A 14933-nucleotide genomic window follows, 5' to 3' on the forward strand; every position below is an offset into this window, starting at 1 on the left:
TTTTCTTTGCGATATTTAAGAAAGCGATGGAATGGATTTAGCACCCATCACTTCAGATTTACGAACTTCAGTGAGATACATCCAGATAAGCGATACCCACACTACGCCGTACATCAGCATGAATGCACTTGAACGAATCCCTGTGATATCTAAAATGGCGCCAAACATAATCGGCAGAATGAATCCGCCAAAACCACCGGCCAAACCAACAATTCCTGAAATGGTGCCGATATTTTCTGGGTAGTCGTCGCCGATATATTTGAAAACACTGGCCTTACCAAACGCCCATGCAATGCCCAAGATGAACATGAGGCCAGTAAACAAATAAATATTTAGGCCAATGTGAAAAGTCTCAGGCCCATTAATCGTTTGGATAGTGAAATCGGTTTGGGGGTAAGAGAGTAAAAAAAGGCAAATCCAACTTACCCACATTACCCACCAAGTGACCTGATGGGCACCATATTTGTCAGATAACCATCCACCAATTGCTCTTAATACGCCACCAGGTAATGAGAAACATGCAGCAAGTAATGCGGCGGTCCGAATTTCCAGACCAAACTCACCGACGTAGTACTGCACCATCCACAAACTGAGGCCAACATAACCACCAAAGACAATGCTGTAGTACTGGCAGTAGCGCAATACTTTCGGGTCTTTTAGGGCTTTTAATTGATCTTTAAAGGAAATATTGCTCGTTACCAAATGAGAAGGATCGCTAGCACTAAAAATCCAAAATAAGAGTGCTGCGCCCAACATAACGCCTGCATATACCTGCGGTACTACAGCCCAACCAAATGCCACCACCAAGGCAGGCGCTATAAATTTGTTAACTGCGGCACCAGAGTTACCAGCACCATAGACGCCCATTGCAAAACCCTGACGATTTTTTGGGAACCATCTTGCTACATAAGGAGTGCCGACAGAGAACGATCCGCCAGCCAAGCCTACGAATAGACCAATAACCAGAAAGTGCCAATATTGGCTGGCATAACTCATCATCCAGATAGGAATAACTGTAGAGAGCATCAGTAAAAACATCACAATGCGACCACCGAATCGATCGGTCCAGATTCCCAGGGGCACACGTACAAGTGAACCAGTCAAAATAGGGGTAGCTGTTAAAAGACCAAATTGAGTTGCACTTAAGTCGAGTGATTTTTTAATCGGTATACCAATCACCCCGAACATCATCCACACCATAAAGCAAACGGTGAAGGCAAATGTGCTGACAATCAAAACTGAATATGCTTTAGCGCTAGTTTTGGCTATCGAACTCATGAATACCCCTTAATGTCATGAGTTAATTATCAAAACTAACGGGGATTAAGAATATCCTCCAAAAGACTACTTTCAAAAAGCAGTCGAACTATAGGCAGCTGTGGCTTATAGTTCTTTAGGACTAGTACTTACGAAATAATGCCTTCAGCATTGGCAAACACTGCCACCTGTACTCGAGAAGTCAAGTTGAGCTTTCTCAAAATATGCTGTACGTGAATCTTGACAGTAGTTTCAGCTATGCCAAGCTGCCGAGCGATTTCTTTATTACTTGACCCAACGGCAATCAAGCGGACAGTATCGATCTCCCTGGGTGATAACGTAGCCGCCAAAGAAGTATTTGAGGGCTTATCTTCTTTTCTGGTATTGGTCTTAAAGGCACTAACTAGCTTATGAGTCAGCTCCTTGCTAATAACCGACTCACCTTCAAACGCCTTCCGAATGCCAAGTAGAAGCTCGTCTTTCTCGCTAGTTTTAAGCAAATACCCCTGGGCGCCATTTTGCAAAGCTTGCATTAAATCAGATTCATCTTCGCTCACTGTAAGCATGATGACAGTCGAATCAGGGGATGCATGAAAAATATCAGGGAGCGATTGAATGCCACTGGCGCCAGGCAAATGATTGTCAAGCAAGATTACATCCGGCTTTAGAGATTTACATAAGCGCAACGCCTCAATAGCGTCCCCAGCTTCGCCGACAACATCAAAGTCACTGGCCTGCGAAATTAAAGCGATCAAACCTCGCCTAAATAAGGTGTGATCGTCAACAACTAGAATCCGGATTTTTTCCAATTTTTTCCACACCTTCAATATTGAGATAACAGAATATCACCTACGTAGGTAAAGTTAACGATATGCAGGTTCCTGCCAATGCCTCCGAGCTCAACTCCAGCTTGGCTCCAATTTTATTGGCACGTTCCTGCATGATACTCATCCCCACATGCGTGCTATCAACCGTATTTAGCTCTGTTGAAAAACCAATCCCATCATCAATTACTCTAAACGTCCATTTTGGCGATTGCGCTACTTCGACTCTTACAATGCTCGCTTTCGAATGCTTTCTGATATTTGATAAGGCCTCTTGAATGACATGCATTACCTGAATCTGAACATCTGGCGCTAAAGGAAGTCCTTGCCCTTCAACAGATAGCTCAGTATGAATACCGGATTGGTGCTCGAATTTTTGTAAAGTCGTCTTTATCGCAGGTTCAATATCCTCGGTATTAGTACGCGTTCTAAAATGCAACAAAAGCTCGCGCACGTCACTATAACTTTCTCTCAAGCCTTCATCCAGCTCACCTAGGATAGTTTTGGCCTTTTCCGTAGCGGGCTCTACGATCTCATCTCTGAGCATTCCAACCTGTAATTTTAAAAACGCTAGTGACTGCGCAATTGAATCATGCAACTCTCTTGCTAATAAACTGCGCTCCTCAGAAATTGCCGCCTCTTTCTCCAAAGCTTTAATTCTCAAAGCCTCCATTGCCCCAGCCAAATGATGCGCCAAGGTCCCTAGCAAGGCCCTCTGATCTGAATCTATCGACTGCTCCTTAGTATAAAAAATATCAATTTCGCCAAGTAAATCTTGCTGAAATAGGATCGGAACCGAAATAAGGGCGTTATAACCTGCCTTTACGCAATGCCGATCCGTCTCTATCTTTGGATCAAATGTAATTACCTGAATTTCTGCATTACCACTAGACTGTCCACAGTAACAGTCTCCAGCAACCAAACATTGCTCTTCCTCGGCAATGGATGAGGGTAAATTTGCGCCAGATAATAAAAAATATCTCTTATTTGCCTGATCTGTCCAACGTATCGCGATGGCAGAAGCGTCCGTTATAGACAAAATTCGCTTTGAAAATCCTTGAGCCAATCTTTCCAGATTATCTTCTGTTGAAACGAATGAACTCAAATCATATAGCGCTTGCAAACGATTTTGTCGCTCTTGTAAATGGAATGTCTTTTCCCGGACCTTTGCCTCTAACCCGCTATATAAGTCACTAATAGTTTCAGTCATTGAATTAAAGCCGATTGCCAAATCACCAAATTCATCTTTTGCCTCGATTTGAACTCGTGTATTTAATTTTCCGGATCTCACACCATCAAAACCAATGCGCAGCTTCTCTACTGGATCTAAAATAACGGAATACCCCACATACATGATGACTAATGTGGCAAAAAGAGAGATAGCCAACATAGCAAACTGGAATAGATGGAGCATATTTGTCCAGTAATCAACCTCGACTTCTATTGACCCGACAAACCGATCAATATTCGCAACAAAATTATCAATGCGCGATACAGAAATACTGGTAGCCTTCCTCGTCTGTAGATCATCTTTGATGCTGCTCCATTGACCAGAAATATTTAGAAACAATTGTTTATTTAATTGATTCCAAGGCACAAATAGCGGCCGAGCTGGATCTCCATATTTAAGGGTAATGATGCTGTTGTCAAACTTAGTTATTAGCTTAGTTGTTGCCGCAGCATCACCCTCATTTACCAGAAGGGCTAACTGATAAGTTTGCATTCTCATGCGGCCAGCCTCATTGATTGCTGCCGCGCCACCCTCAAGCTTCCAAGTAACCCATAAAGTAAAGCTAATAGAAATCATCGCCAACACCAAAAGTGTCGTGCCAATGATCATTAGTTTCTTTTTTAAGGTAAATTCGGTATTCTTCATTCCACAACATATAAATAATGATACAAAGAGACAAAGAGCCCAATTGGCTTCATCGCCTACACCCAGGACTATTTGGCATGTCCCTAAGCTTACTTAGCCTCTCCTTCGCATGGAGTAAATACTCTCACGTCACTTCAATTTCAACTTTTTGGATTGAACGTTTTTTTCTTGTACTCGGCATCTTCATTCTATGCTTTCTAACAATACTCTGGAGTATTAAGGCGATTTTTTATCCTCAAGCGATTAGGGAGAAGTTCTTAAACCCGGTTTTAGGCCCAATGATGGCTTATTTTCCTATTAGCACAATGCTTGCTATCGCTCTACTATTCCCCAGATTTCCGGAATACTCTACGTTTGCTTATACGTTAACTGCTATCGCGCTCATTATTCAAGTCACCATTGCTTGGCGAGTGGTTCATATGCTCTCAATGGGTAATATGCCCACTGACCAAGTAACACCAGCGCTGTATCTACCCATTGTTCCTGGCGGCTTAGTTGGAGGCGCTGCGTTAGCTGCAATTGGATTGCCTGGATTTGGATATCTTGTATGGGGAATGGGTCTTGGAGGTTGGGCGTTATTAGAAATGCGCATTTTGCATCGCTTGTTTGCAGGCCCTCTGCCACCGCAATTTCGCCCAACCATTGGAATTGAAATGGGTCCAGCAGCAGTTAGCACCATCACCGCCATTACGATTTGGCCAAACCTTCCAGTTGATGCCATCTTGGTAGGTTTGGGTATTGCATCAGGTCCTATTTTTGCAGTACTCACGAGATGGCGGTCTTGGACGGCGGTCCCCTTTTCATTTGGATTTTGGTCATTTGCATTCCCTGCTGCTGCAACCACCTCTTGCGTCATTGAGGCGGTTATACGAGGAGGCTGGCCCCATCAAGCTGCGACGATTGCAATTGCTATTTCTACTGCGCTTGTTCTATTTTTGCTAGCCCGAACAATAATCTTGTTGATTCAACAAAAACTATATTGAACTCACTGCATCCACAGATGATTAGCCACACGCTCCGACGTAACCACAACTTGTGCAGTAATCACAGCCATCTTTTTTTATCATCGCATGAGCGCCACAGTCCGGACATTTTTTCCCAGCCATTAGGCCCCCGCCCGTGCTTTTTTGAGAATCAAGCTCACCAATCGTAAACTCCTCTGCAGCTTTAAATTCTGTAATTCCCCTTTTGGCTAGGATATTCTCAATAGCAAAAGCTACAGCAGCCACTTCAGAGTCATGCCACATTGGGGCTACAGCACCATCTTGCTTTTTCTTCGTTCCTAATCGAACAGGCCCTCTATCCCAAGCAACCTTCCTCATATCGCTTAAAGCTCTAGCAAGAAAGCCTCCCCGCGCTGCAAGAGAGAGCATTCGCATACTCGAAGTAATCCACTGCTGAGACTCTCCACTTTGACCTACAGGCATAAAAAATTCAATTGCCCTCTCAACACTTGCTTTCTTGCCAGCAACCACCCCCTCAACAGTCAAAAAGGAAATAATTAAATACAGCGTTTTTTGCCCATCCTGAGTCCAGTAATTAATTTTCTCAGCCACCGCAGGTAATTCGCCATTAGGACGGCGATCCACCACTTTTTTTGACGGACTATTTCTCCAATCCTCGCCATCTAGATCTGCGCTTAAGGGATTCTCGTTTGGACTAGGAGTTACCTGCAATACCGAACCCAAAATACTATTGGGTCGATAGGTGGCCATTCCCTTGAGCCTGGACTTCCATGCCGTTAGATATAGATCCTTAAATTTCTCATAAGGATAATCTGCCGGAACATTTACCGTTTTTGAAATGGCGGTATCAATAAATGGTTGAACTGCTTCCATCATCAAAATATGATCTTCAGCAGACATTTCTAAGGCAGTTACGAAATACTCTGGCAATACATTGACGTCTCCACCCAATTCCTTATACATCCTCCAAGCGTGATCCTCAACCGCATACTCTTTTGTTGAGCCATCAGCCTCTCTTTTCTTTCTGGTATATGTCCATGAGAAAGGAGGCTCAATTCCATTTGATGCATTATCTGCGAATGCAAGACTCACTGTTCCAGTAGGCGCTATCGACAACAGGTGGCTATTTCTCAAGCCAAACTGCCGAATTTTTTTCTTCAAATCCTCACCAAGTCGACTCGCAAAATTTCCACCCGAAAGATATTGGTCGATATCCAAATCTGGAAATGACCCTTTCTCCTGAGCCAATGCAATTGAAGCCTCGTAGGAAATATCACGCAACTTTTCTGATATTTCCGCGGCCTTTAATCTCGCTGGAGCGCTGTTGTATGCCAGCTTAAGCATAATTAAGGCATCTCCAAGACCGGTAAAGCCTACGCCAATACGTCGCTTTGAGTGGGCCTCTAATCCCTGCTCTTCAAGTGGCCAGTATGTTGCATCCAAGACATTATCAAGCATGCGTACTTGAACCTTCACTACTTCAGAGAATTTATCGAAATCAAAATAAGGTTCACCTGAAAACCCGAAAGGATTGACGATAAATCTGGGGAGAATTATAGGGCCTAGGTCACAACAACCATAGGGAGGCAAGGGCTGCTCACCACAAGGATTGGTCGCCTCAATCCTCTCGCAATAATACAAATTATTATCCTGATTAATATTGTCCAGAAATAAAATTCCAGGCTCGGCAAAATCATAGGCCGATTGCATAACCGCATCCCAAACATCTCTTGCTTTTACTTTCTTGTATACCCAGATTTGATCCGATTTTTGGTAAGCTCCATCCGCAATCAATAATTCACCAGGCTTTGCCTTGTGTACTAGCTCCATCTCCCCATCATTTTCAACCGATCGCATGAAATCATTTGAAACGCCAACGGAGACATTGAAGTTATTCCATCGACCCGGCGTTCTTTTTGCCGTAATTAAATCCAATATATCTGGGTGGTCTATTCTCAATACGCCCATTTGAGCCCCCCGTCTTGATCCAGCGCTTTCTACTGTGGAGCAGGATTGATCAAATACATTGATGTAACTACAAGGGCCTGAAGCAATTGAGGCGGTTCCTTTGACCTCGGAACCTTTTGGTCGAATTCTAGAAAAGTCATACCCAACCCCGCCGCCACGACGCATAGTTTCGGCAGCCTGCTTTAAAGCCTCATAAATACCAGGGTAACCATCCTCATCTAAGTCCTGAATACAATCTCCAACCGGCTGCACAAAGCAATTAATTAGAGTTGCCTTAATCCCAGTTCCCGCTGAGCTCATAATGCGACCGGCGCCAATGGCGCCTGCATTGAAATTCTCCAAGAATTTCTTCTCCACTTCTTCGCGTAGAGACGGCTCTTCTACTGAGGCGAGACTTTTTGCCACCCTTGCAAAAATAGTTTGCTCATCTTTTTCACCATTTTTTAAATACTTTTCAGCTAATACATCAAAACTAATTGGCTGCATAACCATAATTTTCTGGCTCCACTTCTGACAATAATTGGGTAATTAATTCGATGACGGGGCGTATCTGATTGCCAAAAGGTAAGGCGCCGGCCCCTCGAAAAAACAACCCTTTCTGTACATTGCCAGTAAGGGCGCTCCCAAGGACCTTATCAATGCAAAATTGACCCCATGAACTATTACCATCACGCAAGCCGCAATCATGAAGGCAATCAAAAATCATTGTGCAACGTGGTTTTTTGCGAGCCGTACCTTGCAGAATGCTCTCAACCTTTAGATACTTTCCAAGCCAGGGAGTTTTGACTGCTCTAGCTGGAAGTCCAGCCACACTTAAAAACTCAACTAAATCCTTTTGTTTGGCATTAGCCAGCACATGTTTAAATGCCTCGTCAGCGTCGCTCTCACAAGTTACCGCAAAAGCAGTGCCTAACTGGACGCCAGATGCTCCAAGTGCCTGCAAGCGCTTAATGTCTTGTAAGGAAGAAACTCCGCCAGCTGCAATTAGCGGAATCTGCCCTTCAATTCCGATGGATTTAAAAAAAGTAAGCACCTCAGGGATGACATTTTCAAAATCAAATTTTGGGTTGTGAATATCCCCCACGCTAGATGCCCCTACATGCCCTCCAGCCAATCTAGGATTCTCGATCACAATGGCATCAGGAAGACGCCCTTTCTTCATCCATTTTTTTACTAATAATTGAACGCCTCTAGATTCTGACAGAATTGGAATCAAAATGGCATCCGGAAAATCTGCCGCTAGATCCGGTAAATCAAGCGGTAAGCCGGCACCCACTACGATGGCATCAGCTCCATTCTCTAAGGAACACCTTACATAGGCGGCATACTCATTCACAGCCTTCATGACATTTACTGCAATTAAACCAAATCCCTCAGAATCTACTTTAGCCTGGGTAATTTCCCGCCTTAATGCCTCAATGTTCGCTTTATTAATGACCTCTCGACTATCCGAACAAGGAGATAGGTGTTGGGTCTCTTGCATTAAGTCTGGATGCAAACGTCTCAAATCAATGGAGGAGATCGTTCCCATGCCTCCATTTTTTGCAACTGCGCCCGCAAGACGATGAGCTGATACCCCTACACCCATACCGCCTTGCACAATAGGAAGAATTGTCTTGCCTTTGATGACTAGCGGTGTAATCCCGCTCTTAGTTAGTAGATCTCCTGAAAAGGAAGGAATCATCATATTCATTGGCATACCCATATAAGAGACTGCGCTATCAACTCAATAGCGCCACTACCCTGGTTGCCCATCCAAGCGGGGCTTGGTAAGCCAAGGAAAGTACTTGTAGATGTAAAGAATGAAAGCCAAACACCAGCAGATACCAGCTAACCCAATCGTAAAATGGAACCAAACGCCCACTGTTAAATGCGCAACCATCCAAATGACTGCTGTCACCTGCACCAATACATAACAGCTCACTTCTATTGCCCCTGCCTTAATCAGCCTGCCTGTATGCCCCATAGCCGTTCTGGTAATCATGCCAATAATTAAGCCGCCCGTAGCACCAATACCAAAAGCATGCAGAGCGATATACATGGAGACCAGCCCAAAAGATGAAAAGCCGAGGAGGATAAAACCTAAAGGAATCCAAAAATAGGCAGCGTGTAGGATCCATACGATTGGCTTGGATCGTGTAGCCAAAGGCTTCCAACCTAACAGCAAAATAAACTGTAATACGCCGGTCAGAATGCATATGAGAGCAGTAACAACGCTGACTGAAAAGAATATCCAAAGCAAAAAGGACGTCGCACTGAATGCCAGCACAACAGTTGCAAATGATTTATTGCGAAACTGCTTTATTCCCACAATGGCATTCGCGGTAAAGCTTGGAATAACTCGACCACCAATCATGATTTCAATCATCACAATTAAGAATAACGATGAGATCAAAGGAACATTGCTATCAATACCGATATGTCCATAAGCAGACATATAGAACAATCCATTCAGTATCCCCAAAACACTGAGAATAAGAGGCAGGAAAAGATTTCTCACCATACTTCTTTGTAATATCAACTTACCAATAATCATTGCGATGATCGGCAAAAACAGAATGTCAATAATCACAAAATACGAACTAAATAACGGACCAAGTCGTCCCGCAATCCAGAAAAATGCTAGCAGCATTAACGATCTGCCCTTAGGTGTCTCAAGTCCCGTCCATGATCTAACTGCAGTTAGGGAGAAGCCAGCTACAACTGTTGTTGCAAACCCAAAAATCATTTCATGAGCATGCCACTGAATTCCAGGAATCGAGCCAATCCCTCGAATGCCTGAACCACTAAGCTCCATCAGCCATTCCAAAATAGCCGCTACAGACCAAAATGCCGCCAATAAATAAAATGGTCTAAAGCCTAGCGCAAAAAGAGGGGTGGTCTTTTTTGTCATATCTACTTTAATTAAGACTTCGCCTCTAATTCTGCAATGCGCTTTTTGAGTTCACGATCTGTCTGAAAGCGCTCTGTATCATCCCTAACAATGGCTGCGATAGCGCCTACATTGCCATCTTCATCCATCAGCATTGCCACTGTAAAAGCAATTGATAAAGCTTTGCCTTCTTTGTGAAGGGCCGGTACGGTGAGCAAGGTAGAACCGTAGCGGGTCGTTCCCGTTTCCATGGATTTTTTATACCCATCCCAGTGCCGTAATCTAAAACGCTCTGGCGTAATGATGTCCAAACTTTTGCCTAGAGCTTCAGCAGCCGAGTATCCGAAAATTCTTTCTGCAGATGCATTCCAAAAAACAATATCACCTTTGGCATCTGAAATCACAACACCATCACCCATCACGTTGGCTAATTTCTCAAAATCAACTTGGTATTTCATATTCAGACAAACTCCGTAAGCTAGGGATCAAAAGGTCTATTGTTTTTAGATTTTTGGATTCTCCACGTAACCATGGGTTATTGAAATAGCTCTATAGAACTATGCCCAACAATAAGGTCTCTTTAAACGCTTGAAATGCAGACTTCATTTGCCATAAATCAAATACTTGGAGATAAACATAGGTTTAAATACACATAAAAATTGATATGCTAAAAAAATTTCCCCTCAACCCACCACATCCAGAACGAGTATGCTGGGGATGCGAGAGATATTGCCCGTCGAATTCAATGGCATGTGGAAATGGATCCGATAGAACACAGCATCCCCATGAGCTTTTTGGAGATGGCTGGGAAAGCTGGGGGCTAGATGATCGAAAGTCTTTTAATCATCTGAAGAAATCAGAATATAAATGAACGATCTGTTATTGCTAGAGTCGCTCCGCGGTTAATTAAATCACCGCTTAAAAGACAAAGCCCCCACAGGACTTGAACCAGGGGCCAAAGCATTCCGGTTTGTGTGGCTTTCACTCCTCCATGGACTATGCATTCATCATATAAAGATTTGCATCCTTACTTAGATGGTTGCCGTCTAGTCTCTATACCTTCAATAGCACTTTCGCACTGAAGCTTGGCTCGACGTTAGCGTATTCATTTCTGAACTTAGCTTTCTCCGAATTTGACACCATCCCTTATGCAGTTTCCACGCATAAGGCACAACTTTCGCTATGAGGCGGATATCCAAAGAAAACCACTGGGATTTCAAGGTATTACCTCACCTGTTTATCGATGTTGGAGCGTTTGTGTGACTAACCTCCTTGCCAGCATTCGATACCCAATGAGATTTAGAAAAATAGCTCTTAAGTTCCGCAGTTACCTCAATTAATCTCTGCTGATCATTCGAAGAAATCAAGATATCGTCCATATAGACGCTCAAAGATAAAGATTTATCCCTTTTAATTCTTTTTAAGAAAATCCCTAGGCTAGATTTATCAAGACAGATAGAAGCCAGTATTGCTGACTGAATAAAGCCAAATGGAAGCATCAACTTTCGCTCAAGGAGTCCTGGGATTCTTACTGTTGACTGTTTTGCAATATCCCTACTTAAGTTATATCCAAAGTAAGGTTTGAGGGTACCAAAGATGAGAAGGCTCGGTACATCAAGGAAGCATTTGAGAGTTTTGAACGTGTCCTAGGCAATCTTCATGAAGAAAGCTATATCTACGTACAAGATGTCAGGGCTGCTAGCTATGGGTATGGTGGCAAGACCCAGGAATATCGATATCATCAATAATTCAGCAAATACACTCATAACCCTCTGAAATATCAGGGGTTTATGACTAGATAATTGAGCATAATTCTCTAGGAAAATAGACCTAGAGTCACTAAAATAGATCCGTGCTAACAAAGTTTTCAACCCAATCTCAGGTCCGCCAATACGACGCCTCTAACGCTGTGGCCTCTGCTCGGATTGAGGGTATTACTCCCACTAAACAGTTAGAGCTAAGCCTTACTGATTACGTTACTGGCAACAAGAGTATCGGACAAATACTGGAAGAAACCAAACAACGTTATGCCGCAAATCGACCCAAATGACGTCCGCAATAAATAAAAAAATTATCATCATTGCAGGACCTAATGGGGCTGGTAAAACTACTTTTGCCAAAAACTTCTTACCGCAAGAAGCTCATACATTTCGTTTTATTAATGCTGATCTTATAGCGGCTGGTTTGGCACCATTTAATCCTGAATCTGTTGCATTCAAGGCGGCTCGCTTGATGCTCAATGAGTTGGATGAATACACCAAAGCAGGTGAAAGTTTTGCATTTGAAACCACGTTATCCGGCACCCATTATCTACAACGCATTCAAGAGTGGAAAGACTTGGGCTACACAATCAAGCTCTGGTTTATTGCCCTAAGTTCTCCTGAATTAGCCATCTCTCGAGTAGCAGAGCGAGTTGCACAGGGCGGACACAATATTCCTGAAGAAGTCATTCGTAGGCGCTATCGAGCAGGATTAGAGAATCTCCCAAAGTATCAAAAAGCTGTAAACTCATGGGTACTGCTTGATGGTGATTTAACGGAATTAGAAAAGATTGCTCAAGGCTAGAAATGATTATTCCAACTCCAGATATCCTCAATTCACCAGATCCTGACATATCAGGCTCCTACTTCGCTATTAAACGTGCTAGAAAAGCAGCGATAGACTTGGCAATCCAAACCAATACCGCAATCGTGACCACAGTTAATGGCAAGATAGTGCGGATCCCTGCCGCAGAACTCATTAAGCAGCGGCAACTTACGGCCTAAACACCGTTGGTCGCGAGTTCGAATCTCGCCCGACCCACCAAGCAATACTAAGCCTCGCTTTTGCGGGGCTTTTTCATTGCAGAAATTAATAGTTTTAGAAAACGACCTACAAAACCGCTTGTCACAAAATCAGAGTAACAGTTAGTGTATCCGCAGGTCTCAATGTCTGCAAACAACCTTGGATTCAACCGGTCAACGCAACAGATTGAGCAAAACGTTCTGCCGGTGTTTGATAGTTTAGTGTTTTTCTAGGGCGTTCATTTAGTTTCCTTGCCACTGCATTGAGCTTGGCTTGGGAGTAGTTAGCCAGACTCATTCCTTTAGGGAAGTATTGTCTTAATAATCCATTGGTATTTTCATTCGATCCTCGTTGCCAAGGATGCTGGGGATCACAAAAGTACACTTGAACATCCGTGGCTAAGGTAAAACGTTTGTGTTCAGACATCTCTTTACCCCGATCCCACGTTAACGATTTATAAAGCTCGTCCGGTAATTTTCTCGCATGCTTAATTAAGGCATTGACGACAGTTTGACTATCTTTACGGGCAACCTTTACTAGCATTACATAGCGAGTCTGGCGCTCAACGAGAGTAGCGATCTGGCTGTTGGCATCCCCATAAAGTAGATCGCCTTCCCAGTGTCCTGGCACCGCGCGATCTTCTGCTTCTGCTGGCCGCTCTCTAATGGAGACTGCATTGGCAATCTTGCCAAGGCCGACATCTTTGAGTGTGTGATGACGTGAGCGGCGCATGATCCGAGTGCGACGTAAGTGCGCCACGAGCTCTTTCTTTAAGGCTCCACGGGCTTGGATAAAGAGGCTGCGATAAATTGTCTCGTGTGACACCTGATAGCTTTTCTCATCTGGATACGTTTGCTTTAACCATCCGGCAATCTGTTGTGGCGACCACTGCAAGAACTGCAGCTTATCTGTCACGATAGTTGCCAAGGGCTTGTTCAAGACCAGTTTACAAGTCTTAGGACGAAGTGCTCGATCCCAAGCGGCTCCATCAGCCCCAGCTGATCGGTAGTCTTTGGCGCCACCATTACGCTTAACCTCCCGACTAACCGTAGAGGGCGATCTACCTAAAAGCTGAGCGATGGAGCGAAGGGATTGTCCCGTTGCTAGGCCGCGGGAGATCTCTTCTCGCTCAGCCAAAGTTAGCGCTAAAACGGATCGAGTTCGCTCTGGCGGTCTGATGCCACCACTTTCAGCCAAAATACGCTGGATAGAGGAGTGACCCCGATCAAATAACTGCGCTATCTGATGAAGGTTATCGCCTTTTTGCCACCGCTCCCACATTAAAGCCTTCTGGGTGGCAGTGTAATAGATTCGAGGTCGTTGTTTCATGAGCAACACTCCTTGCGCTTACGCAGTTTGTAGTGTGTTGCATCGATCGGTTGAATTCAAGACCAAAAAAAGGCTTTTGAATAAACAACTGCCCGGAGGCGGTTAAGCTACATCCCGATTGCGACCAAGGCTAGTTCAAAAACAGTTCAGTAGCATCATCTCCATTAAATGCATTAAGAACATCAAATGAAAACATCTTTATGCTCTTAACAGAAGATAACTTGCGAAGATCGAACTTTAATCAAATACTCCATTGATTCAAGATTTGCCCACTACAATAAAAAACTATGAATACAATTTCAGGCCCACTACAAGAAAATGAGTATGAAAAAAACAATTCATGAGCTTAATCGTGAAATTGTCAGACTTGCCTTTGCCTTGAATTTGGATTTATCTAATCATGCGTACTTACATGAGTTCTTAACAGCAGATATTGATCGTGCGCACGATCATTTCCATAAACGCGAAACCCTCAAAGGCCTGATCATTTTAAGAGGGCAAATTTGCATTCAGGTTAGAGACTCTGGCATGGAACCCCTACCAGGGCCAATTGATGAATCAATTTATAAACTACTACAAGTACATCAATCTATTGAGTAATTCAATGATTAAAAGGTGAAATAATGCTGATCAAGTGCCCTAGTTGTCAAAAATTTAATCGCTTACCACTGGACCGAATCAATCAAAAGCCCATTTGCGGGATTTGTAAATCGAGCTTACTCTTGGGAACTATCGACGCCGATCAAGCAAGCTTTAGGGAAATCTTAAGTCTAAGTAAAATACCTGTCATTGTTGATTTTTGGGCGCCTTGGTGCGGTCCCTGCAAAATGTTTGCCCCCACCTTTCTATCTAGCGCTAAAAAGCATGGCGAAAGTATTCTTCACATCAAACTCGATACCGAAGCAAATCCAGCAATCGGTCAGGAATTTTCAATTAGATCAATTCCAACTTTGGCAGGTTTTAAAAATGGTGCCGAAATAGAGAGGGTGAGTGGAGCACTTTCTGCCCAACAGTTAGATCAGTTTATTTTGCGAATACTTTAAAAAATGCATTAAATC

At 43.6% G+C, this 14933-nt stretch carries 16 protein-coding genes and 1 pseudogene; 8 read left to right on the forward strand and 9 right to left on the reverse strand.

What is annotated here, in order from left to right:
* Positions 1-15 precede the first annotated feature (15 nt).
* The 3 genes from ICN11_RS00805 to ICN11_RS00815 all read right to left on the reverse strand — a co-directional run bounded on the left by ICN11_RS00805 (position 16) and on the right by ICN11_RS00815 (position 3957).
* The gene (locus ICN11_RS00805; RefSeq protein WP_216228703.1) at positions 16-1278 is read right to left on the reverse strand and encodes a nitrate/nitrite transporter; all 1263 of its coding nucleotides are present in this window, start codon (positions 1276-1278) and stop codon (positions 16-18) included.
* 128 nt (positions 1279-1406) lie between these two features.
* On the reverse strand, positions 1407-2066 hold the full coding sequence (locus ICN11_RS00810) for a response regulator (protein WP_216860525.1): 660 nt from the start codon (positions 2064-2066) through the stop codon (positions 1407-1409).
* Positions 2067-2106: 40 nt separating this feature from the next.
* A complete protein-coding gene (locus tag ICN11_RS00815; RefSeq protein ID WP_216228704.1) occupies positions 2107-3957 on the reverse strand; it encodes a type IV pili methyl-accepting chemotaxis transducer N-terminal domain-containing protein in 1851 nt (616 codons plus the stop codon).
* A 17-nt stretch (positions 3958-3974) separates the two neighbouring features.
* On the opposite strand from ICN11_RS00815, the gene ICN11_RS00820 reads away from it, so the two are divergent.
* Positions 3975-4940, forward strand: a complete 966-nt coding sequence (locus ICN11_RS00820) for a potassium-tellurite ethidium and proflavin transporter (protein WP_015420595.1) — start codon at positions 3975-3977, stop codon at positions 4938-4940.
* Between the two features lie 21 nt (positions 4941-4961).
* Here ICN11_RS00820 and ICN11_RS00825 read toward each other — a convergent pair whose 3' ends face one another.
* From ICN11_RS00825 to ICN11_RS00840, 4 genes are read right to left on the reverse strand one after another with little or no spacing between them, the layout of a single operon-like run.
* Positions 4962-7382: an adenosylcobalamin-dependent ribonucleoside-diphosphate reductase gene (locus ICN11_RS00825; RefSeq protein WP_216228705.1), complete on the reverse strand. Its 2421-nt coding sequence runs from the start codon at positions 7380-7382 to the stop codon at positions 4962-4964.
* Positions 7363-8583, reverse strand: coding sequence for a nitronate monooxygenase family protein (locus ICN11_RS00830; RefSeq protein WP_216228706.1), 1221 nt, complete (start codon positions 8581-8583; stop codon positions 7363-7365). Before ICN11_RS00830 ends, ICN11_RS00825 begins: the two co-directional genes overlap by 20 nt.
* A gap of 45 nt (positions 8584-8628) precedes the next feature.
* Positions 8629-9783, reverse strand: coding sequence for an NnrS family protein (locus tag ICN11_RS00835; RefSeq protein WP_015420592.1), 1155 nt, complete (start codon positions 9781-9783; stop codon positions 8629-8631).
* 11 nt (positions 9784-9794) lie between these two features.
* On the reverse strand, positions 9795-10220 hold the full coding sequence (locus ICN11_RS00840) for a PAS domain-containing protein (protein ID WP_015420591.1): 426 nt from the start codon (positions 10218-10220) through the stop codon (positions 9795-9797).
* Positions 10221-10426: 206 nt separating this feature from the next.
* On the opposite strand from ICN11_RS00840, the gene ICN11_RS00845 reads away from it, so the two are divergent.
* On the forward strand, positions 10427-10633 hold the full coding sequence (locus ICN11_RS00845) for a DUF3079 domain-containing protein (RefSeq protein ID WP_083893705.1): 207 nt from the start codon (positions 10427-10429) through the stop codon (positions 10631-10633).
* A 358-nt stretch (positions 10634-10991) separates the two neighbouring features.
* Here ICN11_RS00845 and ICN11_RS10760 read toward each other — a convergent pair whose 3' ends face one another.
* Entirely contained in the window at positions 10992-11261 is a 270-nt protein-coding gene (locus tag ICN11_RS10760) for a reverse transcriptase domain-containing protein (protein WP_015420590.1), read from the reverse strand.
* A gap of 90 nt (positions 11262-11351) precedes the next feature.
* On the opposite strand from ICN11_RS10760, the pseudogene ICN11_RS10670 reads away from it, so the two are divergent.
* The 4 genes and pseudogenes from ICN11_RS10670 to ICN11_RS00865 form a co-directional block, all read left to right on the forward strand.
* A pseudogene (locus ICN11_RS10670) lies at positions 11352-11510 on the forward strand (4-oxalocrotonate tautomerase family protein); the annotation flags it as partial.
* Between the two features lie 104 nt (positions 11511-11614).
* Complete coding sequence (locus tag ICN11_RS00855; protein ID WP_041484814.1) at positions 11615-11812, forward strand: antitoxin VbhA family protein; 198 nt, start codon at positions 11615-11617, stop codon at positions 11810-11812.
* Complete coding sequence (locus ICN11_RS00860; RefSeq protein ID WP_015420587.1) at positions 11809-12327, forward strand: zeta toxin family protein; 519 nt, start codon at positions 11809-11811, stop codon at positions 12325-12327. Before ICN11_RS00855 ends, ICN11_RS00860 begins: the two co-directional genes overlap by 4 nt.
* A gap of 2 nt (positions 12328-12329) precedes the next feature.
* The gene (locus ICN11_RS00865; protein ID WP_015420586.1) at positions 12330-12527 is read left to right on the forward strand and encodes a hypothetical protein; all 198 of its coding nucleotides are present in this window, start codon (positions 12330-12332) and stop codon (positions 12525-12527) included.
* A gap of 184 nt (positions 12528-12711) precedes the next feature.
* On the opposite strand, the gene ICN11_RS00870 is transcribed toward ICN11_RS00865, so the two are convergent.
* Entirely contained in the window at positions 12712-13875 is a 1164-nt protein-coding gene (locus ICN11_RS00870) for an IS30 family transposase (protein WP_062310620.1), read from the reverse strand.
* Positions 13876-14199: 324 nt separating this feature from the next.
* On the opposite strand from ICN11_RS00870, the gene ICN11_RS00875 reads away from it, so the two are divergent.
* Positions 14200-14475: a hypothetical protein gene (locus tag ICN11_RS00875; RefSeq protein ID WP_216228708.1), complete on the forward strand. Its 276-nt coding sequence runs from the start codon at positions 14200-14202 to the stop codon at positions 14473-14475.
* Between the two features lie 23 nt (positions 14476-14498).
* The gene (trxC, locus tag ICN11_RS00880) at positions 14499-14918 is read left to right on the forward strand and encodes a thioredoxin TrxC (protein ID WP_216228709.1); all 420 of its coding nucleotides are present in this window, start codon (positions 14499-14501) and stop codon (positions 14916-14918) included.
* Positions 14919-14933 lie beyond the last annotated feature (15 nt).

Origin of the sequence: Polynucleobacter sp. 78F-HAINBA (genome assembly GCF_018882325.1) — a bacterium.
Taxonomy (GTDB): domain Bacteria; phylum Pseudomonadota; class Gammaproteobacteria; order Burkholderiales; family Burkholderiaceae; genus Polynucleobacter.

Excerpts from the sequence above, each read along its gene's own strand:
- ICN11_RS00805 (WP_216228703.1), bottom strand. The coding sequence starts at position 1,278 with ATGAGTTCGATAGCCAAAACTAGCGCTAAAGCATATTCAGTTTTGATT.
- ICN11_RS00815 (WP_216228704.1), bottom strand. The coding sequence starts at position 3,957 with ATGAAGAATACCGAATTTACCTTAAAAAAGAAACTAATGATCATTGGC.
- ICN11_RS00820 (WP_015420595.1), top strand. The coding sequence starts at position 3,975 with ATGATACAAAGAGACAAAGAGCCCAATTGGCTTCATCGCCTACACCCA.
- ICN11_RS00825 (WP_216228705.1), bottom strand. The coding sequence starts at position 7,382 with ATGGTTATGCAGCCAATTAGTTTTGATGTATTAGCTGAAAAGTATTTA.
- ICN11_RS00830 (WP_216228706.1), bottom strand. The coding sequence starts at position 8,583 with ATGAATATGATGATTCCTTCCTTTTCAGGAGATCTACTAACTAAGAGC.
- ICN11_RS00835 (WP_015420592.1), bottom strand. The coding sequence starts at position 9,783 with ATGACAAAAAAGACCACCCCTCTTTTTGCGCTAGGCTTTAGACCATTT.
- ICN11_RS00840 (WP_015420591.1), bottom strand. The coding sequence starts at position 10,220 with ATGAAATACCAAGTTGATTTTGAGAAATTAGCCAACGTGATGGGTGAT.
- ICN11_RS00845 (WP_083893705.1), top strand. The coding sequence starts at position 10,427 with ATGCTAAAAAAATTTCCCCTCAACCCACCACATCCAGAACGAGTATGC.
- ICN11_RS10760 (WP_015420590.1), bottom strand. The coding sequence starts at position 11,261 with ATGCTTCCATTTGGCTTTATTCAGTCAGCAATACTGGCTTCTATCTGT.
- ICN11_RS00860 (WP_015420587.1), top strand. The coding sequence starts at position 11,809 with ATGACGTCCGCAATAAATAAAAAAATTATCATCATTGCAGGACCTAAT.
- ICN11_RS00865 (WP_015420586.1), top strand. The coding sequence starts at position 12,330 with ATGATTATTCCAACTCCAGATATCCTCAATTCACCAGATCCTGACATA.
- ICN11_RS00870 (WP_062310620.1), bottom strand. The coding sequence starts at position 13,875 with ATGAAACAACGACCTCGAATCTATTACACTGCCACCCAGAAGGCTTTA.
- ICN11_RS00875 (WP_216228708.1), top strand. The coding sequence starts at position 14,200 with ATGAAAAAAACAATTCATGAGCTTAATCGTGAAATTGTCAGACTTGCC.
- trxC (WP_216228709.1), top strand. The coding sequence starts at position 14,499 with ATGCTGATCAAGTGCCCTAGTTGTCAAAAATTTAATCGCTTACCACTG.